The sequence below is a fragment of the Anabaena sp. FACHB-595 genome (assembly GCF_048568275.1).
Taxonomy (GTDB): Bacteria; Cyanobacteriota; Cyanobacteriia; order Cyanobacteriales; family Nostocaceae; genus Trichormus.
The window spans coordinates 3,729,502-3,751,743 of sequence record NZ_CP183473.1 but is presented as its reverse complement, the minus strand read 5'-3'; the positions used below and the strand labels follow the sequence as shown (position 1 = coordinate 3,751,743).

At 41.3% G+C, this 22,242-nt stretch carries 18 protein-coding genes; 3 read left to right on the top strand and 15 right to left on the bottom strand.

What is annotated here, in order from left to right; translation table 11 throughout:
• Positions 1–141: 141 nt before the first annotated feature.
• The 8 genes from ACN222_RS15505 to arsM form a co-directional block, all read right to left on the bottom strand.
• Positions 142–681: a YqeG family HAD IIIA-type phosphatase gene (locus tag ACN222_RS15505; protein ID WP_010997253.1), complete on the bottom strand. Its 540-nt coding sequence runs from the start codon at positions 679–681 to the stop codon at positions 142–144.
• Positions 682–964: 283 nt separating this feature from the next.
• Positions 965–1,543: a DUF3727 domain-containing protein gene (locus ACN222_RS15500; protein WP_044521623.1), complete on the bottom strand. Its 579-nt coding sequence runs from the start codon at positions 1,541–1,543 to the stop codon at positions 965–967.
• A gap of 140 nt (positions 1,544–1,683) precedes the next feature.
• The gene (ruvX, locus tag ACN222_RS15495; RefSeq protein ID WP_010997251.1) at positions 1,684–2,139 is read right to left on the bottom strand and encodes a Holliday junction resolvase RuvX; all 456 of its coding nucleotides are present in this window, start codon (positions 2,137–2,139) and stop codon (positions 1,684–1,686) included.
• Positions 2,140–2,189: 50 nt separating this feature from the next.
• Positions 2,190–3,434 carry a GNAT family N-acetyltransferase gene (locus ACN222_RS15490; protein WP_010997250.1) on the bottom strand — a complete coding sequence of 415 codons (1,245 nt, stop codon included), beginning with the start codon at positions 3,432–3,434 and terminating at the stop codon, positions 2,190–2,192.
• Positions 3,435–3,641: 207 nt separating this feature from the next.
• The gene (locus tag ACN222_RS15485; protein ID WP_044523102.1) at positions 3,642–3,848 is read right to left on the bottom strand and encodes a hypothetical protein; all 207 of its coding nucleotides are present in this window, start codon (positions 3,846–3,848) and stop codon (positions 3,642–3,644) included.
• Between the two features lie 582 nt (positions 3,849–4,430).
• A complete protein-coding gene (gene arsS / locus ACN222_RS15480; protein WP_010997248.1) occupies positions 4,431–5,438 on the bottom strand; it encodes an arsenosugar biosynthesis radical SAM (seleno)protein ArsS in 1,008 nt (335 codons plus the stop codon).
• Positions 5,439–5,480: 42 nt separating this feature from the next.
• Positions 5,481–6,440: an inorganic phosphate transporter gene (locus ACN222_RS15475; RefSeq protein WP_010997247.1), complete on the bottom strand. Its 960-nt coding sequence runs from the start codon at positions 6,438–6,440 to the stop codon at positions 5,481–5,483.
• Positions 6,441–6,455: 15 nt separating this feature from the next.
• A complete protein-coding gene (gene arsM, locus ACN222_RS15470; protein ID WP_010997246.1) occupies positions 6,456–7,424 on the bottom strand; it encodes an arsenosugar biosynthesis arsenite methyltransferase ArsM in 969 nt (322 codons plus the stop codon).
• Between the two features lie 455 nt (positions 7,425–7,879).
• Between arsM and purH the strand changes: the two genes are divergently transcribed.
• A complete protein-coding gene (purH, locus tag ACN222_RS15465; RefSeq protein WP_010997244.1) occupies positions 7,880–9,400 on the top strand; it encodes a bifunctional phosphoribosylaminoimidazolecarboxamide formyltransferase/IMP cyclohydrolase in 1,521 nt (506 codons plus the stop codon).
• A 353-nt stretch (positions 9,401–9,753) separates the two neighbouring features.
• Here the strand turns inward: purH and ACN222_RS15460 are convergent, their stop codons facing one another.
• The 5 genes from ACN222_RS15460 to ACN222_RS15440 form a co-directional block, all read right to left on the bottom strand.
• Positions 9,754–13,626, bottom strand: coding sequence for a PAS domain S-box protein (locus ACN222_RS15460; protein ID WP_010997243.1), 3,873 nt, complete (start codon positions 13,624–13,626; stop codon positions 9,754–9,756).
• Between the two features lie 865 nt (positions 13,627–14,491).
• On the bottom strand, positions 14,492–15,220 hold the full coding sequence (locus ACN222_RS15455) for a DUF3891 family protein (protein WP_010997242.1): 729 nt from the start codon (positions 15,218–15,220) through the stop codon (positions 14,492–14,494).
• Positions 15,221–15,444: 224 nt separating this feature from the next.
• Positions 15,445–16,137 (bottom strand): manganese catalase family protein, encoded by a 693-nt coding sequence (locus tag ACN222_RS15450; protein WP_010997241.1) that lies wholly within the window; start codon positions 16,135–16,137, stop codon positions 15,445–15,447.
• A 170-nt stretch (positions 16,138–16,307) separates the two neighbouring features.
• A complete protein-coding gene (locus tag ACN222_RS15445) occupies positions 16,308–16,580 on the bottom strand; it encodes a GlsB/YeaQ/YmgE family stress response membrane protein (RefSeq protein ID WP_010997240.1) in 273 nt (90 codons plus the stop codon).
• A gap of 331 nt (positions 16,581–16,911) precedes the next feature.
• On the bottom strand, positions 16,912–18,075 hold the full coding sequence (locus ACN222_RS15440; protein WP_010997239.1) for a cysteine desulfurase family protein: 1,164 nt from the start codon (positions 18,073–18,075) through the stop codon (positions 16,912–16,914).
• Positions 18,076–18,191: 116 nt separating this feature from the next.
• Between ACN222_RS15440 and ACN222_RS15435 the strand changes: the two genes are divergently transcribed.
• Positions 18,192–19,820, top strand: a complete 1,629-nt coding sequence (locus ACN222_RS15435) for a DUF655 domain-containing protein (RefSeq protein ID WP_010997238.1) — start codon at positions 18,192–18,194, stop codon at positions 19,818–19,820.
• Between the two features lie 101 nt (positions 19,821–19,921).
• Here ACN222_RS15435 and ACN222_RS15430 read toward each other — a convergent pair whose 3' ends face one another.
• Both ACN222_RS15430 and sfsA read right to left on the bottom strand, forming a co-directional pair.
• On the bottom strand, positions 19,922–20,404 hold the full coding sequence (locus tag ACN222_RS15430) for a gluconokinase (RefSeq protein ID WP_010997237.1): 483 nt from the start codon (positions 20,402–20,404) through the stop codon (positions 19,922–19,924).
• 8 nt (positions 20,405–20,412) lie between these two features.
• Positions 20,413–21,138 carry a DNA/RNA nuclease SfsA gene (gene sfsA / locus ACN222_RS15425; RefSeq protein ID WP_010997236.1) on the bottom strand — a complete coding sequence of 242 codons (726 nt, stop codon included), beginning with the start codon at positions 21,136–21,138 and terminating at the stop codon, positions 20,413–20,415.
• 356 nt (positions 21,139–21,494) lie between these two features.
• Here sfsA and ACN222_RS15420 point away from each other — a divergent pair, with 356 nt between their 5' ends.
• On the top strand, positions 21,495–22,163 hold the full coding sequence (locus ACN222_RS15420) for a 2OG-Fe dioxygenase family protein (RefSeq protein ID WP_010997235.1): 669 nt from the start codon (positions 21,495–21,497) through the stop codon (positions 22,161–22,163).
• The last annotated feature ends 79 nt before the right edge of the window (positions 22,164–22,242 follow it).

The window sequence follows — 22,242 nt, the reverse complement described above, 5'->3', positions numbered from 1 at the left end:
CTTTACTGATTTATAGTTACTTGTTATGTACTAGGGTCTTTTATTGCTGACCCCATGTTATTAATACTTATGATCCCCGATCTTTTGCTGTTCATGGATTTCTTTAATTATTTCTTTAGATTTTAGTTATTTAACAAGTTGTTAATTTTTGTAACTTTTTGTATGCTCAGGGTTAATAGAAGCTCCTAAAATCTCTGAGAACCAAACTTCAAAATTGCGGATGGGGTGAGAGCGCAGAGCTGCATCAGGATGGATGATTGGCTCTACCAGAATGGTAAACATACCCAAGCGATTACCAGCTAAAACATCAGTGAATAAGCGATCGCCTACCATCCCTACCTGCTCAACTGGTAAATTCATTTCTTGCAGTGCAGCTCTAATCTTACGCCGTGAGGGCTTGGCTGCACCTAAATAATAAGGTAGGTTCAAAGAACGGGCAATCCCGCCAATGCGGGCTTCACTCATGTTATTGCTCACCAACCACAGCGCCGTCACGCTGCGAATCTGTTCTACCCAGTCTCTCAGTTCCGGTGAAGCCGATCCTACTGTGATTGGTACTAAGGTTTCGTCTACATCCAAAACCAACCCTTTGAGCTGGTGATGTTCAATAATATCTGGTGTGAGGTTCAACACTGAACCAGCCAAAATCAAATCAGGCTGTAAAAACTTGTGCCAAGTCATACTCTATCCCTGCGCTTAACTTAAAATGTGAAATAGCCCAAGGCAATACTACACCTACAAAATTTAAAATGCCAAAACCCACATATCTTGAGATTTTGACATTCTGTGTAGATTTATATTGATTACCGTGGTGACGTAATAACAAAGTTAGCCAACCGATAGTTCCTAAAACGGCTTGACCTTGGAGATCGAATTGTCCTACGGTACAACTAACGATGATTGGGAATCCTCAATTGAAAATTAAAAATGTCATCTTTTAATTTTTAACTGAAAACTTTTGATCTTATTCAACTTCATTAAAAAGTTGTTCTTCTAACAGGGGTTGCACTTTACGAAACTCTTCTGGGGAGAGTAGGACAGGCTGACCAGTTTTTGTAATTTTGGCAAAAAATAACAGGGGATCAAGAGGGGTATAAATTGCGTACTCCTGTTCATCGTGATAGAAGTTAGCAAGTAGCTGGAGTTGTTCTGGTTCTAAATCTGCTGCTTCTTCTTCTTCGATTTCTAGAGTAAATAGTTCTGACTCTTCCACTGGTGGTAAATCACCAGCCACCGTCAAAGCATAAGCAGTCTGTTTGAGTACCAAATTTTGTTCTGCTAGGACAGCCTGAGCAGTGGGGAAAATTTCGTCAATAATCGCATCATCAAATTCTACTAGGACTGCTTCTTCGTCTTCGTCTTCACCTTCCCAAGCAAAAATTTCTATGGGTGAATCGACAGGAAGCAGCAAAACATATTCTTGCTCATCTACCGAGAGCGAATGTTCTACATAACATTCAAGCGATCGCCCTTTTTCATCGGTTAAGGTGATGGAACCATTAGGAGCATTGTCGTTATCTTCGGAAAATGGAGAGGAAAACATAGCCAAGGTGTGAGACTTTATAAGTACCAACAGATGTAAACAAAGCTTTGCTCTTGAATGACATATCATGTCAAGCAAATAGCTTTAATCTTAGATACAACTGCTGTGTAACAGCTTTCAGAATATCATGTTCAAAGGTATCAATACTCTACTGCCACTGAACTCTGAGCATTAGTTCGTCTAATATCCAACCACTGCTGCAAAATTAAAGCTGCTGCCTTGCGATCAATTAAACCTTTATTCCGTGATGGGGAAACATTTTCAGCGATGAGCATCTGTTCTGCTTGAAAAGAAGTCAGTCGCTCATCAACATATTCCACAGGTAACTGCAAAGCTTTAGCCAGCCTTGACGTAAATTTCTGCACTTGACGAGCCTGAAATCCTAAGGAACCATCCATTGAATATGGCAAACCCACAACCAGAACTTGTACCTGGCGTTCATTAACTATATTTTGTATTTGCTGGACATCCCGGTCAAAAGATGTGCGCTCAACGGTGGTAATTCCCGTAGCAATCAACCCAGTGCGATCGCATCCAGCTACACCAACACGCTTACGCCCCACATCCAATCCCAAGGCTGAAATGTATTTAGTCATTAGTCAGTTGTCACAGTTGTCAGTTGCCAATTTTCTTTACCCTGCTTCCCCTACTCCCCAATCTCCCCATCTTCTGTCTCTGGCTGATTAGGTACATCTTTAATCCCAAAGGCCATAGGTTCTGATGGGCTTGGTACTGGAATATCTGGGGATGATTGCTGTCTGGTGTGTACCCATGACATACCCCCAGGGATTGGTTTGCGGGCTGGTTGCAGTCCTTGGAGAACATCAGTCCATTGAATCCCTTCTAGAGAGACAAATTTTGATTCCCGCAGTTTGTGCCAGACTGAACGAGACATGATCAGCGTGTGTTCTATGCGCTTGGCTCCAATACGTTCTAAATATTCTTCTCGCTCTGGTTGGTAATCAGATGAGGCTAGTTGTAAGCCTTGTTGAGGAAAATCTTGGGCAATTCGCGCCAGTTGAGATAATAATTCTGGGTATAGCCAAGTATAAGCAGGGTGGACTGTCAAGGTGGCAACGTGGGGAGTTTCCCCTTTGCGGTCTAGCTGTAACTGGAAATAACCTATTGCTGCTTTGCGTTGTGGTTCAAACACATAGCCACTTACAACTTCAATTTTTGTCACCCATTGTTTGACTGCATCTCTTAAAGCGCCGAACAAACTGGTTTTAAAATCGCGGGTATTGCGATCGAATACTTGACGTACCAACGGCGGCATTGATGCTGTATCTAATTGATACAACAGTTGAGCATCCGCATTGCTAACTGGCAAAAGATTCGGCAAATCTGGCTCGGCTTGCGCTAATTCACTTAATAGTTCGGGATCAATTTCCCAATAAGTCATTTCTGCCAGACGCTGAAATCCATTTTGCCGATAAAGCGCTAGCGCATCTGTATCATTCACATTAACTTCTAACAGCCAAGTACGAGCTTCTAAAATTCCTTCAAAACAGTGGCGTAGTAGCTGTGAGCCAATTCCCTGCTTATCGACAGCCCGATCCAAAATTACCCGATCAACTCGCCAGGTGCTGCGTGTGCGGTTAAACGGCGAAACTTGAATCATTCCTAAGAGCATCCGCCCCTGTTCGGCTACATAGGCGCAAAAGCGGTATTGTAGCGGGTTAGGGAACCAACTTAAAAACTTGAGTAACCCATACCAGCGACGTAACCATTGCATCCGATTAGCAATAGAACTAGCGCCTTGGGGGGTATGAGCTGCGAATGATTCTTGCGATATTCGCTCAATTCCGTCCAAGTCCCGATAATAGACTGGCCGGATGACAACGCTAAGATTTCGGGGAAGTAATGAAGTCATGTTGATGTGAGCTGCCATTTAGCCTTAACGGATTGGATCAGGGGAACTGCTGCAATAATTTTAACGGCTTTCCGCTCTTTGCTATTGCTCCCAAAGGGTGATTTTCGTAACTATATAGACTACAAAAAATAGAAAAAGCAGACTTGAGGGTAACACTTTTGGTGTGGAACCAACAATATCTGCTTTTATTTTATTTGTTTTTCTGTTCTTTTATGTCTTTTTATATTATAATCTTTGCCGAGAAGCCTGCTTCTCAAAATTAGCTTGGGTTTGATGCAGCAATTGTTGTCTACTGTCTTCTATAGTCTGAGTCTGCCTTAAGGGTGGAACTAGATTACGTGCTTGCAAAGTCATGTGTAGCTGGAGGTTGGCAACATATTCGCTAATTTCTTCTTTTGGTAGAACTGTGCCGTTTAATAAGTTTGATTCGATTGCCACCGTATTCTCCTTATCCTCTGGTGCGATTGCGTCACATCATCAAAACTTATCACGTTGTTTCACTTCGCTTCTTACTTCGCAATGAAGTTTAACGGTTGTTTGCATTTGCTTGAGAGAGAAGGTAGGGAGCAGGGGAAGAATATTTACTCAGCGCTCATCTAAAACTTATGCCCCTGACTATACAACATAAAAAAACCACGAAACTAGTTGTTTCGCGGCTTTTTGTGTGGTGTGAGGAGCTTAACTAATAGATCATCATAGGGCAACTGCCCGGCAGTGATACACTTGTAACAATTTTGGTAACAGGATTTTTTGGGAAAAAATTAATAATTGGCGCTTAGATAGGTTGTACTTTGGATTAAATATTTGCTAAAGAGTAATATTTTTATCTCTAATCAAAAAATAAAAACCGTAGAAACATTGAGTAATCTACGGTTTTTTTAATGTGGTGTGAGGAGATTTAAACTAAATACATCATAAACGCATCTCAGCTATTCTCAATGCAAAATAACACTGTTTGTAATAAAATTAACCTTTGCTGACATAGAACAATTATTTGCAACTGAGTGTTCCCTGTCATACCAAAGCACCACTGCAACTAGAACCACAACCAGCAGTACAACCATAGCAATAGTTTGCAGTTTGAATTTCATTAATCAGATCCAAACTACTAGCCTCGATTAATTTAGCAACAGTCAGAGTTTCGCCATTCAGAGTTTTCGCTGGTAAATTCATCATCTGATTAAAATCACAATCATATATATTACCTAAATAGTCTATAGATAATTGATTGCGACACATTAAATTTCCTACTGTATGCGGGTTGAAATGCAATTCTAAAAACTGCAAATAACTGGTTTCTAGTTTTTTCCGTTCTAAATAGAGTTTGGTTCTGCCAACTGGTAGGTTAGTAATCGTGAACAGGTTGTTAAATTTAATATGGAAATGTTCTTGTAAGAAGGTTTTATAGTCTTGCTCCAATTTACTTTGCTCAGGGGTTAGGGCAAATTTTTCACTTGTAGGTAGTTGGGGATTATAAACCAAATCTAAAATTAAACTGGGGTCTCTGCCATAGCCAACTTGATTTAGCCATTGTAAAGCTTTAATGGAATCATCAAATACACCTGTACCACGCATTTTATCGACATTATCTGCTAGGTAGCAAGGCATGGATGCTACAATTCTGATTTTGTTGGCAGCAAAATATTCAGGTAAATCGTTAAACCCCTCCACAAAATAAATAGTTAAATTGGAACGGACAATTACCTGTTTATTATTTTGGCGTGCGGCTGCTACTAATGGCTTAAATCCATAGTTCATTTCTGGTGCGCCGCCAGTTAAATCGACAATTTGAATTTGCGGGAATCGGTGAATTACCTCGATTAACTGTTGGCAGATTTCTGCTGTTAACTCTTCTGTGCGTTTTGGGCTAGCTTCAACATGACAGTGTGTACAAGCAAGATTACAGCGTTTACCTAAATTAATTTGTAAAACATTGATTTCTTGTTTGATTAAAGGAGAATTTAACTTAGAGTTAAAAGGAGTTATTTTTGTATTTATGGTAGGGCTTGGTGTAGTTGTCATTGATGACTATTCCTGAATATAAGTTAAGATATGGGAGTGTTGCTAACCTTGTAATAATCTATAAGTGATTCCGCCAATAATTGTGGCAATAGGCAAGTTGATGAACCAGACTAATAAAATTTGATAAAAAATATATTTATTGGCTTTACTACCAATTAATCCTACACCAAAAATAGAAGATACTGCGACATGAGTTGTAGATATAGGCAACCCAAAATTACTAGCAAGAATCACTAGAATACTAGTAATGATATTAGCAGATACCCCCTGGATACGATTCATGGAGGTAATTTTGTTACTCATGGTTTCAGCAATTTTTTGAGAGTTGAGTAAACCACCGAGACCCATAGCCATTGCGATAGTAATCATTGCTCCAGAAAGTGAGAAATAATCGATAATTAGGACTAGGGAGACAATTTTAGTAGTATCATTAAATCCTCTAGCGAAGCTAAATGTACCAGCACTGATATAATGAATAGTATCAATTATTTTTTGATTTAACTGCCAATTCAGCTTAATATTTAAGTAATTAATTAAACTGTAAATTCCTGCACTTAAGGCAATAGCAATAATAGGACTTAATAATAAGGGAAAAATGAAATAGATTCCTAAAATGGCAAAATTTACCTGGAGTCCAAAAGCTACTAGCCCAGCACCAAACATTGCACCGATTAAACTGTGGGATGTGGAAATGGGAAATCCTGTCGTGGTAGCCAGTACTACCGTCAAGCCAGATGCGATCGCCACGGCTAAATGAAACTCTGGTGCATTGGCGATCGCATCTGGGAGAATACCCTTACCAGTAAACTCTTTAACTATTGTCCTACCTAAATAAGTAGCAGTCAAAGAACCTGCAAAAGTCGTAAAAGTTGCCCACAAAATTGCTGATTGGTAGCTTGTTGTCCGACTACCAAACAGCGTAGCTACACCCTTAAAATTGTCATTAGCTCCATTAGCATAAGCCAGGAACAGGGTAGCAATAAATAGACTAATTAACAACATTTTCAGGAGTATAAATTAACAGCAACCACCACCGTTATAATGCCAAGTAGAATCAGTAATTATTACTTCTTTTGGCTTTACAGTTGCTAGTTTAGCAGCAGTTTTATCGCATACGGTTGCCGGAATGCCACGTTGTAGGATATGTCCGGCTTTGTCATCAAAAAATGCGTCACAACCGGCATAAATTGCAGTTCTACCAGTAAAAATGCAAGCGCCATCTTCTGGCATAGGCACTTTGAATGAGACGGAATCGAGACTTTCTAAAAGTAAATGCGTTTCTAAGTTATAAGTTTGGGAATCTAGTAAGCGATAAGGACGACGCGCCCGAATTTCAATCTGACCAAAGCCTGCATCAATGATACGCTGGGTGTATTCTTCGTAGGTAAGTGCGCCAGACAAACACATAGCGCGCAACCGTTCATCTTGTTGCAAATGTGCAGGGACGGGACTGGTGGCAATAGGGTCACTCATTTGCAACCGTCCACCAGGCTTTAACACCCGATACGCTTCCTTTAACGCACGGGTCAAATCTTCAGGCTCGAAAATATTAAACAAACAATTTTGAGCGACGATATCAACTGACCCATCAGCCACAGGTAAATTAAAGGCATCTCCTTCACGAATCTCTACAAAACTGCTGTCAAACCAAGGGTTGTCTGTTAAAGCCATTTCTAGGTTGCGTGCTGCTGCTTCTCGCATCGCGGCAACTGGTTCAACTGCAATCACAGCACCAGGGCGACGAGAAAAATAAGCAAATTGCAATGCTTCTAACCCACCACCCACACCAACATACAAGACGGTAGGTTGCTTGCCAAGTTCCGTAGGATGAACAGTGGTTCCACAACCATAGTTCATCTCCTGCATGGGTAAAGGAATTTTCAGCCCTGGTAGTTGTAGAGGTGTACTTTGAACACAACACAGCCCCACTTGCGGCGTTTGGGCAACTTCGCTATAAAATTGTGCGGCTGTTTCTAAATAGGTCATCGCGGTCTTGATATTGAGTGTAGGGTTGTAGAGTTGATTCTCTGCATTCTCAATATATAGCAGGAGGGAGAGGCGTAAGGGGCAGGGGAATGAATTTCAAAGGTTAACTTATTTAGTCCTTGAACCCAGTATTTCCTTCCGAATCAGGATTCCTCAAACTGATTTAATCAGTGACACAGAAAAAACTCTTCCCGGTAGAGTCATTTTTGCTCATCTCAAGGTGGGTGAATCTCAGACCTTATCTACTCGTAGTTGGGTCTGGGGTTGTTGAGCTTATTTTGAATTTTGAATTGATTCATATCGCTGGTTTACGTCTTGATGATGGCAAGTTATTAATTGTCATCTCTAATGATTCTCACTAAAATATGATGGCTGATTATGTTATTCCTGATGCCCTTGAAGTGAAGCAAGGGTTGTGTGAAAATTGGGGTCTTTGGCATCTGAGGAATTGAGACATGGCGCGTCTAGCACTGCTGAGTGTATCTAACAAGACTGGTTTAATTGACTTAGCTCGTCGCTTGGTGGAGGAATTTGAGTTTGATTTAATCAGCAGTGGGGGGACAGCCCAAGCCCTCAAGGATGCTGGTTTACCTGTGACGAAGGTTGCAGATTACACGGGTTCGCCAGAGATTTTGGGTGGACGGGTGAAAACTCTACATCCCCGGATTCATGGGGGGATTTTGGCTAGGCGGGATGTAGCTAGTGATTTGACAGATTTGGAAAATAACCAAATTCGCCCGATTGATTTGGTGGTGGTGAATCTTTATCCCTTTGAGTCTACTATTGCTAAACCAGGGGTGACGTTGGCGGAAGCTGTGGAACAAATTGACATTGGCGGCCCGGCGATGTTGCGGGCATCATCGAAGAATTTTGCTCATCTGACGGTATTATGTGATCCGGCGCAGTATGACGAGTATTTGCAAGAATTACGGCAAAATAACGGAGTGGCTTCCTTAGAATTTCGGCAAAAGGCGGCTTTGAAAGGGTTTTTACATACAGCAAGTTATGATAGCGCTATAGCCTCTTACCTCTCAGGTACACAACAGCACACCCTAAGCGGTACTGAATTACAATCTCTGCGTTACGGTGAGAACCCCCATCAGCCAGCAGCTTGGTATCAAACGGGGACTACGCCAACAGGGTGGACAGCAGCCGAGAAACTGCAAGGTAAGGAACTGAGTTACAATAACTTGGTTGACTTAGAAGCCGCCCGACGCATTATTGCAGAGTTCACTGATACACCAGCCGCAACGATTATTAAACATACTAATCCCTGCGGTACGGCGTTGGCAGATACCATTGTGGAGGCTTACCAAAAGGCTTTTAATGCTGATGCTACTTCGGCATTTGGGGGGATTGTCGCCCTGAACCGTCCTATTGATGCAGCGACAGCCAGCGAGTTAACCAAGACGTTTTTAGAATGTGTGATTGCGCCTGATTGTGATGCAGAAGCGCAAAAAATCCTCTCCAAGAAATCTAATGTGCGGGTGTTGACTTTGGCTGATTTGAGTACCGGCCCTAAAACTTTAGTCAAACAAATCGCCGGGGGTTTCCTGGTGCAGGCTGCGGATGATATTGCTGCTGACACAAGTCAATGGCAAGTCGTGACAGAACGCCAACCTACACCCGATGAATTAGCAGAATTGCTGTTTGCTTGGAAAGTCTGCAAACACGTTAAATCTAATGCTATTGTTGTGACAAGCGATCGCACTACTCTAGGTGTAGGTGCAGGACAAATGAACCGCATTGGTTCAACGAAAATTGCCTTAGAACAAGCTGGAGACAAAGCTAAAGGTGCAATCCTCGCCAGCGATGGATTTTTCCCCTTCGATGATACAGTGAGAACCGCCGCCGCCGCCGGTATTAGCGCCATTGTCCAACCAGGGGGAAGCCTGCGGGATCAAGATTCTGTCAAAGCTGCTAATGAACTCGGTTTGCTGATGGTGTTGACTGGGGTGCGTCACTTTTTACACTAAAGATGGGTGTAGAGGAGCGCTTGATTATTTGATAACTAGCGAATGCTCATCAGAAAACCTCTGCGTGCCTTGGCGCTAACCTTAGCGTTACTCAGCGTTAAAAAGGTGAAAATTTAGCACTTGCTCACTTCTCACAATGGTGCAGTTAGGAAAGTGTCACTGATAACATTAGTTTTGATTTCAAGGCGGTGTTATCTTCTAATAGTGTGAGGAGCAAGTTGAAATTAAGAGCGCTTAGAGTGGAAACACGGTAACACTTCTGAGCGCTTTTTAATTTATGGCTGTTGACAGTTGTCTGTTGTCTGTTGACAGACTTGAAAGCCTTTTATTGTCCGGGTTTTATCTTGGCGAAATTACGAATTACTTTGAATTAGGTTGGCTATGGCGGTTGCCAATTCTGATGGCTCTACGGGTTTGGTTAAATGCCTTTGGAAACCAGCAGACATAATCTTTTGAAAGTTGGTTTCGCCAGCAAATGCGGTGAGGGCGATCGCTGGTAGTTTTGTGCCGGATGCTACTTCCATACTTCTGATTTGCTTAATCAGCATATAGCCGTCAACTTCTGGCATTCCAATATCACTTAATAATAAATCTGGTTTGGTGTGAGCGATCGCCTCCAATGCTTCATTTGCTGAATTTACCGCCTTAACTTCCACTCCATACTGTTCCAAAATAAAACTGAGCAATTCTAAAGTATCAGCATCATCATCTACAACTACCATACGCAAGCCTTGCAGATTTGGGGTAGTGTCAGCCACAAAATGCTCTTCATATATTTGAGAAACAGCAATCAGGGGTAGTTTGACTGTAAATGTTGTCCCTAATCCTTCGCCTGGGCTTGTTACCTGGACAGCACCACCGTGGAGTTCTACAAGATGGCGGACTATGGCTAACCCTAACCCTAGTCCGCCGAATTTTCTGGTTGTTACCTCGTCGGCTTGGCGGAAGCGTTCAAACACATAGGGGAGAAAGTCGAGACTAATACCTTTTCCTGTATCCCTGACTTGAATGTGGGCTAAAGAACCAACTCTTTCTAGACTGACTTCTATTTGACCGCCTTCCGGTGTGAATTTTACGGCATTTGTCAGTAGATTCCACACCACTTGCTGTAAACGGTTGGGGTCGCCTTCAACTCTGCACACATGAGATGTTAACTCAGTTTGGATGTGAATTGATTTACTTTCAGCCGTGAGACGCACTGTTTCTAATGCGGCTTCGATGGTGGTTACTAAGTCAACAGTGCAGACATTCAAACTCAGCTTACCGCGTAAAATCCGGGAAACATCTAGTAAATCGTCGATTAACCGGGCTTGTAATTTGGCATTGCGTTCGATAACTTCTAGGGCTTGATTAGTCTTGAGTGCATCCAGTTTGCGACTCTTGAGGAGTTTTGCCCAACCGAGAATGGGATTGAGAGGCGATCGCAACTCGTGAGAGACTATTGCTAAGAAATCATCTTTCATCCGGTTGGCTCGTTCTAACTCTATCCTGGCGGCACGTTCCTGTTCCCAAGCCTGGGCGCGTTCCTCAATTGCTAGCTTTTGGTCGTGAATATCTGTGCAGGAACCAAACCATTTCAAGATTCGACCATTTTCATCTCTTAATGGAAAGGCTCTACCTAAATGCCAACGATATTCCCCATCAGCAGCACGACGCAAACGATACTCAATATCATAGTCTTTGCCAGTATCGAGGCTATCTTGCCACTGTTCTATAGTGCGTTGCACATCATCAGGATGAAGAATATTTTGCCACCCTGCGCCTTGGGTTTGTTCTAATGTTGTTCCTGTATAATCATACCAACGTTGATTGAAATACTCGTGGTAGCCATTAGGCTGGGTAATCCAAAACATTTGCGGCATGGTGTCCGCTAATGTGCGGAACATCAACTCACTTTGTTGTAATGCTGCTTGTGCTTGTTTGCGTTCGGTTAAATCTAGAATAAAACAAACCCATGTTAGCGGGCTGGAACTCAATCGGGCAGCACCTAATAAAATAGGAACACGAGAACCGTCTTTACGGATATATTCTTTCTCAAAGGGAATGCAGAACCCAGAGTTTATTACTTCCTCCACCTTGGCTTGATCCAGTTCGCTGTATTCTGGTGGAGTCATGTCTTGCCAACGCAACTTTCCTGTGAGCAAGTCCTCATGTGTATAGCCGACAATTTTCAAGAAGGCATCGTTAGCAAAATTAATGCGTTCTGGATCTGCCTCAATAATACCAATAATACTCGATTGCAATAATCGTTTTAGTCTAGCCTCACTTTGCTGTAGCGCTGCTTCTGCTTGTTTGCGCTCAGTCACATCGACATTTACCCCTACCATGCGTAATGGTTGACCATGATCATCATAGAAAACTCTGGCTCTCGACTGTAGCCAACAAATACTTCCATCCTGACGAATGATGCGAAAATCACTAAAAAATTCCTTTGAGCCTGTGTTCAACAATTCCCGCAATTCCACTTCTACCCTAGCTAAATCATCGGGATGAACGTGTTTTGCCCAGTCTGCAAAAGTACCGCCAAACTCGCCAGGCTGCAAACCATAAATTTCTTCTAACTCTTGTGACCAAACATTGATATTACTAGTTAATTTCCAGTCAAAACTGCCTATTTTTCCTGACTTCTGTGCTAAATCTAGCCATTCTTGTTTTTGTTGTAACAAAGACATCAACTGTTGGCGTTCAGTGACATCCAAAAACGCCCCAATCACGCCTCGGACATTACCATCTGGATCGCACAAGGGGATAGCCTTACCGTAAATGTGTCGTACATCCTCCGGGCTGAAGAAAAATTCAACTTCCGCTTCCACTTCTTGTCCAGTCAGTCCGGCTTGCTGCATTGCCAACTCATTCAGAGGAATATCTTGACCATTTTTTTGGATTTTAAAAGGAAAAGGATATCCTCCACTAGCTGGGGTTGCGGTCATCACAGAACCTGGTGGTACTCGCATCATGTCATAAGCAGCACGATTGACACTCATGGAATGGCAAAGAGGATCATGGGCAATCCAGACAGCAGCCGGCACAGTCTCCATGATCGTTTCGAGTTCTTCTGCCCGTGCTTTGGCTAGTGCTTCACTCTGCCTTAAGGCGGCTTCTACCCGTTTACGCTCAGTAATATCTACATTAACAGTTACAGCATTAACTATCGCTCCAGTGGCATCATAAATGGGGACGGCAGAATTGAGGATGGTTTTTCGCTTGCCATCAAATGTTGCAATATCAATCTCTTCTCCAATTATCGCTTCACCTGTAGCTAGGGTACGAGCTAGTGTCCATTCTGCGGCTGTCAGGGGTTGACCTGTATCCGGCCACCATCCTTTATATTGATGATATTGGCTAGTATTATCGAGCAATGGCGCATCTTCTCCCCAAATCGCTTTCACGCCAGGATTAATTTCTAAAAGCTGTCCTTTAGCGTCAGAAATCACTACTCCCATTGGTAGAATATCAAGGATGGCGCGCAGGCGTTGACGTTCGAGGTCAGGTTCTGCTTGTTCGTGCTTATGCTCTGTAATATCAGTTAGCATGGCAACTGCACCAGAAAATCTTCTATGCTTATCCAGTATGGAACTGAGAGAAACAATTACCCAAAGTGAGGCTCCATCGCGGCGTTGTAAACGTAAATCAAACTGCTGTTTAGTTTGGTGATTGTACTTTTGCTGTTGCTCTAGCCATTGCTCAATTTCCAAACGCGCCTGGGGTTCTAGAAAATTAAAAATTGAGAATTCGCCTATTCGTTCTACACTGTAACCAAGTATTTGGGCTAGCTGAGGGCTGACATATTCTGTCTTTCCTTCACTGTCAAATATCCAAATACCTTCATAGGCTGTCTCTAACAATTGGCGATAATTCACCTTCAACTTACCCAATTTTGCCTCAGACACTTCCCTTGCCGTAAGGACTTGCAAATTTAATGAACTAATTAATACTGCTACAGAAGCAAACACGATTAAATTGAGTAAATCATTACCTTGGCTAACTGCTATTGAGTTGAATGGTGTAATAAAAAAGTAATTCTTAACTAAAATAGCCAAGACTGTAGCAACTAAACCTGGTGCTAATCCGCCGTACCAACTACTAAAGACTACAGATGCAAAAAACAGTGGTGAAATCTCTACTTTTAAATATCTTCCCAGCGTTAAGCCTAGCAACAGCGCCAATAATACCGACACAATAGAGATACAGTAACGCTGCAAATGAGAGCGCTGGATATTTGACATACTGCAATTAATCCTTGGCAGTAACGGTTTTATGAAAAATCAAGTGTTTTTTTGCAAGCGGCAACAATCTTGGGATATATATTACAGATTGATTAGTCGGAAATTTCAATTTTGAAGTAGGGACGGGGAAAATAGGTAACTTTTATAACTTGGTGTTTTACAAAGTTCATAAATACAACTTCATCTCTTCGGTAGCTTTTTTTGGCAGTCTAGTTAATGTTGCCTTTAAAATTATAGCTTTGTTAGATTCACATACTGTTGCGTTAATATCAGCTTAACCAGGCAACAGGTAGCCTATTTATGTTAAGAATTTTTACTCAGTTATTACCGATCCCGATATTTTCTTTAAAGAATTCATAAAGAGTCACGCATTATACTTGTCTTCTCAAAAAATAAGTGATACTTTTTATTTGTGTGTGAGGAGCAAGTTAAAAATAAAAAGCGTCTGGGGTGGAAACACGGCAACACTCCCAGGCGCTTTTTTATTGCGCTGTGCGTGTCAGTTGTCCCAGTGGACAGGAATGTTAAAATTCCGCCGAAATACTCCTGTTTTGTGCAGATAGCAAACTGTCACAGGATAGATTTACTATTTATGATTGCCAGTGTTATTGTTTATTTGTGTGTGAGGAGCAAGTTAAAAATAAAAAGCGTCTGGGGTGGAAACACGGCAACACTCCCAGGCGCTTTTTAATTGAGGCTACACTGAGAGTTTTCTGTGCAGTTGGCAAAGTGTCATACAATATACTTGCTAAATAAAATAACAAGTGATATCCTCTAGTTGTGTGAGGAGCAAGTTGAAACTAAAAAGCATCTGGGGTGGAAACACGGCAACACTCCCAGATGCTTTTTAATTATTGGCAAATTGTTACTTTTTAACGAAAGTCCACTCTAGCACCTTGATTGGGGCGGTTTGTAGTGCTTGAGTTAGTTTGCTGTTACTCGCAAATTTGGCCTGTTGTAAGTCGCAAGCTTCGACATTAACCGTAAACTTATCGTCTTCAAAAGGCCAAGGTTTGACTGTGACTAAATTATCGCTACGTTGCATGATGTCATAGCGTTGACCGTCGGGGCCTTTACTAATTTCTAAAAACCGTTCATCCGCAGGTAGTTCTTTTTGGCATAAGATGAGAGACAGGCGATCGCACCACTGCATGAAAGCATAAGCTGCATCTACTTCATCTTTTTCTATCCCCAGTTCTTCACGCCAACGCCGTTGATTCTCTATTTGTTCATCTAAAAAAGCATCTAATTCAGCCGACTGTCCCCGTTTTGGTTCCGTCAAGCGGCTAATGTGCATAGAAATTAATAAAGTTACCCATCGTCCCCGGTAACGAGCATTTTTAATGAGACTCGCCAGTTTTTCCACAGAAGCTTCTTTGTTCATCATGAAATCCATTGGCGCGCCTGCTTGAGTCAAATTATTTTCCTCCCATTCTTTCTCTAAATCATCATGATGAGAAATTGCGGCTAAGGTTTCGTATATTCTAGCTGGAGCGTTTTTTCGTTGCCATTGTCCTGCTATTTGCGCTGCTAACAAAGCGTGGGAACGATGATAAATCACTTCCCATCCGGTTGGTGTTGCATTCACAATCACAAATTCATCTCCTAAAGTTTAAATTGTGATTTTTCAAATAAATTCTTATCAAATATAAGTAGGTCAACAGAAATAATTATCGTTAAGATAAAGCAGGATTAAAGGAGGTTTTAGCATATTTAATAAATTAGTTACCCAACTTGGAAATACATCCGTCGGGTAACTCCATTACTAGACTTTTTTGCACCCCAAACCTAACTAAACTTTAACCACGACATATTTAATTAGGAATGTTTTTCTAGTGGGTTAGCAACATATTTGAATGCTGGCTCAGAGTTCCAAGGGCCACGTTCATCATGACCGTTCCCATTGGATGATAGGTTATAGTAGAGCGCCACTGTTTCGTCGGGTTGGACATTACCGAAGAATGGATCTGTTAATTTACCCAGTGAATCTAAAGCTTTCATAAACATCTGGGTATGAGAAATTTCTCGTGTGAGGAGATGAACTAGAGTTTGCTTCGTTCCTTCATCTGGTGATAGTTTGATTAGCTCTTCGTAGGTTTGACGCGCTCCCGCTTCAGCTGCAATGTTCGCTCTCAAATCCCGAACTACATCTCCACCTTCATTGAGGTAACTTGCTGTCCAAGCATTACCTTGACTATCTAGAAAATGAGGCCCCATACCCCTTACAGCAAAGAGAGTACTTTTATAGGCCTCTGTTTGATCCACGTTTTTCGTATGCGCTTCGATGAGTTTGCCAACCATCTCTAAATGGCTAAATTCTTCGATGGCAATATCTTGCAGCATATCTTTAATTCCCGCGTTTTCAACGTGGAATGATTGCACCCAGTATTGTAAAGCTGCTGATAGTTCTCCTGTCGCTCCACCAAATTGCTCTAAAAGCAATTGAGCAAAACGAGGGTTTGCTTCACCGATATTTACAACGTGAATCGGTTCTTTCTTGTGAAAAAACATGAATTGCCCCTGTGATTATTTTCAACAAAGAGAAGACTAACCAAACATTCAGTTGCTAGCCACCTATTTAAACTGTTCTAGGAAGGCAAAAGTATTTAACTATTCCGAGTCAGTCAAACCAGAAACTTAATATTTAAGTAAATCTTGAGTTCGCCTTTTGCCTATTAAAGCTATACACTTCTGCTTCTGCTGAGTAGTCCCCACAAATAAATAGCAACCATTGCACCAATGACTGCAATTAACAGACCAGGAAGACTCAGACTAGTGGCTGTTAACTGTAAAGTTCCCGTGGCGAATAGGCTATATAAACTACCACCAATAAACGCACCGATGATACCCAAAATCATTGTGGAGAGAATACCACCGCCTTGTGTGCCTGGATAAATGGCTTTGGCGATCGCACCAGCTAATAAACCTAATACTACCCATGCAATAATGTTCATAATTAACTCAAAAAATTAACTCGCATCTGTATTAAGATTACTGAGTCTGCTTTACAATTGTTTCTCCCAAATGAGATAAATACAAAATCCAGAAGATAGATATAGGAATCCCGATGCGATTGTGTCTGAATTAAGAAATTACACTCCATCTATTCCTTTGAATTAGAGGCATTGCTAAATCAGAATATAAAATATATCAAATTAGCTTTTATTTTTCTTTGTAACGTTGTGCCTACTCTTCTCCTTCTCCTGTCGGAGACGCTGCGCGAACGAGAACAACTTCGTCGAATGTGTGAGGCAAATTCATATTTTCAATCAGCAACGCCCAAAATTAAACTAAAGATACATCTGGTATTAATCTCTGTAATACTTGCTTTAAAACCATCGCTGTCCAATCTACATCGGCTGCTGTAGTCTCACGCCCTAATGTCAACCTAATTCCCCCCAAGGCAGCTTTTTTTGAGTAACCCATTGCCAACAATATGGGGCTGGGACTAAGTTTACCACTGTGACAAGCTGCGCCCGCACTAATGCCAATACCGGCAAGGTTTAAATGACGCACTAAGGTTTTACCACTGAGTTTTTCACCGTCGGCTTGTTGGAGGTAGAAACTCACATGATGGGGTAGACGACTTTCTCTGTCGCCGGTGGGGATTAAACCGGGGACATCTGCTAACTGGGCAAATAAGCGATCGCGTAATGTAATTAAACGTGGTATCTCTATAGATAATTCCTCGGCAGCGATTTCGGCGGCAACACCAAAACCGGCGATGATAGGTACTGCTTGTGTACCAGAACGTAATCCCCTTTCTTGTCCACCACCATTCAATAAAGGCAATAATTCCACACCAGGACGAATATATAGCGCCCCTACCCCCTGCGGGCCGTATAGCTTGTGACTTGAAAGGCTGAGTAAATCTACAGGTAGTTGCTGCACATCTATAGGTAAACGTCCCACTGCTTGCACTGCATCTGTGTGGAACAACGCCCCATGTTGTTGAGTTATCTTACCTAACTCTGCAATTGGTTGGACTGTGCCAATCTCACTTTGACCGTAAATAACAGAAACTAAAACCGTGTTATGTCGCAATGCAGCTTTTAAATGTTCGGGGTTAACTCTCCCTGTATTGTCCACACCCAGACGGGTGACTTCCCAACCCCATTTTTCTAGTAAGTTGGCAGGTTCGCTAATAGCCGAATGTTCCACACTAGAAATAATGATATGTTGCGGTACATTTTGCATTCTGACAACACCCATAATTGCTAGGTTGTTGGCTTCTGTACCGCCAGAGGTAAAAATAATTGATTCGGGATTGGCAGCGTTAATTAACCCTGCTACCTGCACTCTTGCTTGTTCTACAATAGTGGTTGCCCGTTGCCCCCATTCATGTAAACTAGAAGGATTCCCCCACTGTTGAGTCAGGACTGATTGCATAACTGCGATCGCTTCTGCACGAGTGGGAGTAGTAGCACTGTAATCTAAATATATTTGCATATAAGGCAAGGGCAGGGGCCGAGGGGAATAAATACTGACTGTTGACTATGGATTAATCACAAATGTGGGAATTATTATGTATATGTCCATTCCCATCCCACTTGTAGCAGATTAACGTGCAGATTTTCCCAGCATTTAGGAATTTTTGGGTCTTTTTTTTGATAGTGGCGATCGCTGCCTGTCAAAAAGTCCAATCTCACAATAATCGTCCTGCACCTCTACCGCAAGACTCATTTGTGAAAGTTTACTTTAATCAATCCGAATCCTCAGAATATCGAGAACCTTACCGTCAACAAACTCGACTGGGAGATAACTTAGAACAGCAGATTGTTGACGCTATTTCTCAAGCTAAATCTACTATAGATGTAGCAGTACAAGAATTGCGTTTACCTAGAATCGCCCAAGCCCTCAAAGACAAACAAAAAGCTGGCATCAAAGTCAGAGTAATTTTAGAAAATACCTATACTCGTTCTTTGAGTAGCTTGACACCAGAGGAAGTCAAGAAATTACCTGAACGGGAACAAGCACGCTATCAAGAATACTTTAAATTTGTAGACCTAAACCAAGATAATCAACTCAGTCCTGAGGAACTTAATCAGAGGGATGCACTAATAATTTTACAAAACGCCAAAATTCCTTGGATTGATGATCAAGCTGATGGTTCAGCAGGTAGTAAGTTGATGCACCACAAGTTTGTGGTTGTAGATAATCGCATAGTAATTGTGACTTCAGCAAACTTCACTTTAAGCGATGTTTTCGGTGATTTTTCTAATTCTTCTAGTTTGGGAAATGCCAACAACCTATTACACATTGATAGTCCAGAATTAGCAGCTTTATTCACAGAAGAATTTAACCTCATGTGGGGTGATGGTGTTGGAGGTAAACCAGACAGTAAATTTGGTTTACAGAAACCTGTTCGTTCTCCCCAAAAAATCACCTTGGGTGACAACTCAATTACTGTACATTTTTCTCCAACTTCACCCACCTTACCTTGGACTCAAAGCAGCAATGGCTTAATTAGTGAGACCTTAAATTTAGCGAGTAAATCTATTGATATGGCGTTGTTTGTTTTTTCTGAACAACGCCTGGCCAATACATTAGAAAAACGTCATCAACAACAGGTCTCAATTCGAGCATTAATTGACAAACAATTCGCTTATCGCTATTACAGCGAAGCTTTAGATATGATGGGAATTGCCCTGAGTAATAAATGCCGATATGAAATTGACAATCGACCTTGGTCTAATCCAGTTACTACGGTAGGCGTACCCATTTTACGTGAAGGAGACCTGCTACACCATAAATTTTCTGTCATCGACAACCAAACAGTAATTACGGGTTCTCACAACTGGTCTGATGCAGCAAATTACGGCAATGATGAGACTTTGATAGTAATTAATAATCCCACAATTGCTGCTCATTATGAGCGTGAATTTGCTCGTTTGTATGCTAAAGCTCAAGTCGGTATCCCAGCCAAAGTCCAAGCACAAATTCAACAAGAACAAAAGCAATGTGGTCAAATTCAAACTCCCACTTCCAGCGAACTGACTCCTACTCAAGTAGTGAATATCAATACAGCAGATTTAGCAGAATTAGAAACCTTACCCGGTGTAGGTAAAAAGCTAGCTCAAAAAATTATCATCGCCCGTCAGCAGCAAAAATTTGTCTCATCACAAGACTTGGATAAAGTACCTGGAATTAGTCCAATGATGATAGAAAATTGGGAAGGGCGTATTCAATTTTAGTGTGTGATTTTCAATTTTTTAATCTTGCTCTTACATAATATATTTTTGCCAATAAATGAGGTAGATAACAGAAGAATTAAATATATAAATTCTTCTTTTTACTAAACTTTTATCATGGTTCTAATAGCTTGTACAATAACTTGAGGCGACTGGGAAATATCTACAAGTATGACATTATCCGGTTCCTCAAGTGATGCAAATTGACTTGTGAGCAATTCTCTATTCATAAAATGATTCTCACGCTTTTGCAGTCTTGTTTGAATGAGTTCAAATGTCCCTTGCAGGTAGACGAGTTTAATATCACTATCTAAAACTAAGAATTGCCGATAACTAGCTTTGAGGGCAGAACAGGCTAAGACAACATTTCTATTGTCTTGCAGCCAATTGATAATAGCGGTTTGCAAACTTTGTAACCAGGGTATTCTATCGTTATCATCCAGAGGAATACCACGCCGCATTTTTTCAATATTGTCTGGTGAGTGGAAACTGTCAGCATCATGAAATTCCCAGTGTAAAGATTCCGCCAACATTTGTCCGATGGTGGTTTTACCGGAACCAGATACACCCATGATGATAATTATCATTGATGAAATTAAATTACCAGTTTTGCTAAACCTAGATAACGGATGCCTTCTGGGGTAACATCAAAACGACAAGGTAAAACTTCTAAACCTAAGGCGATCGCTTCTCGTAACAACTTACCATATATAGGATCTGTACTATCACCAGGGGCAAACTCTGTACAATCACCACGATTAATAAAATACAGCATTACCGATCGCATTTGTGGCAATAACGCCGTTAATTCCCGCAAGTGCTTTTGTCCCCTTGTGGTTTCTGTGTCGGGGAATAATGCTAAAGTCCCTTTTGTCCAAGTGGTATTTTTTACCTCTAGATAAATTGGTCGTTCTGTATCACTTCCTGTCAAAAAGAAATCTACCCGACTTTTTTTATCTACCCCGTAAACTACCTCACTTTTGATGTAGCTATAGTTACCCAACTCTGGAAACAAGTATTTTGCCAAAGCCAACTTGACTATCTGGTTTGGTAAAGCTGTATTTACGCCTACCCAAGTCGGCTCGTTATCATGTACTTGAATCAGTTCTAGAGTATAAGCCAATTTACGCTTAGGATTGGCACTTTTAGAAAGTTGTACCGCACTCCCTAGAGTCGATACTCCAGTCATGGGGCCTGTATTGGGACAATGTGCTGTTACGACTTCGCCAGACGTTAGTTGTACGTCAGCAAAAAAGCGCTTGTAGCGCTTTAGCAGAATACCAGTATATAGGGGTGGGTAACGGTAGAGCCAATCAGTCATGTTTAAGGGGACTTGGGATTGGGGGCTGGGGACTGGGAAGATAGATTTTCATACCTTGATACTAGCCCCATAGCCTTTTTTCAGTACTTAGCTAATATACACCCAAGTACTGACTATTTAAAATCTTTACCTACAAGAGAATAGAGATATTAGTAATAAGTGATACTCCCATTACCAATTACCATGAATCTGCTTGGTAAATCTTGTAGTTTAACTTTTGTCATGCCCTTATCACAATTTGTCAAGTTTTGTAGTTAAAATGACGACATTTTAATAAAAAGAAGCATATACTCGATGTAATAAGCCTTCCTTAGAGAAAAATCGGAAGGGTTGCAATCTGCAAGGAGAAAAATCCTATGCAAATAGTCGGGGAAATGACGGAATTAGAATATGCCTTTTTGTTCACCCTCAGAAAGGTAAATTCAATTGAGTTGGGAGATTTTAAGCCGTTTTATAATAATTTACCAGTTGATCCTTATATTAAAGGCAACTATCGTCTGCGAAGATTATCTCGATTTATAGTTGCAGAAGATCAGTTGGTTAAGCTACCTCATGGTTATCTGTTCCAAAGTAAAGATTACAATCCATTAGTGGGGGATATTAAAAGAGAATTTGTAGAATTAGATGACGCACTCATCGGACTTAATAGTTTTAAAAATCTGGTATTAGCATTTAGCGATTCTTGCAAACTCCATCCAGAAGCAGAAATCGGCGTGCATCAAATCAGAACTACTTGTTCTCCAGATAATTTTGGCAATCCCGCACCTGAGGGTATCCATCAAGATGGTACAGATTTTATCGGTATCTTCTCCGTGGATAGAGAAAATATTCAAGGTGGGGAAACGCACTTGTATACTGCCAAAAAAGATAAGCCTGTATTTAGTAAAGTTCTCTCCCCAGGAGAATTACTACTGGTGAATGACCATGATTTTTATCATTTTACGACACCGATAAAACCGCAGACAGAAGCTCAAGGTATTAGGGATGTTTTTGTATTAACTTCTCCTAGTTTGTTGACTGATTAAAGGTAAGTAAAACAGTGTAAATAATTAAATGTTTGTAGTGAGAACTTTAGTTCTCTTTGCGAGACGCTCCGCGAATAGA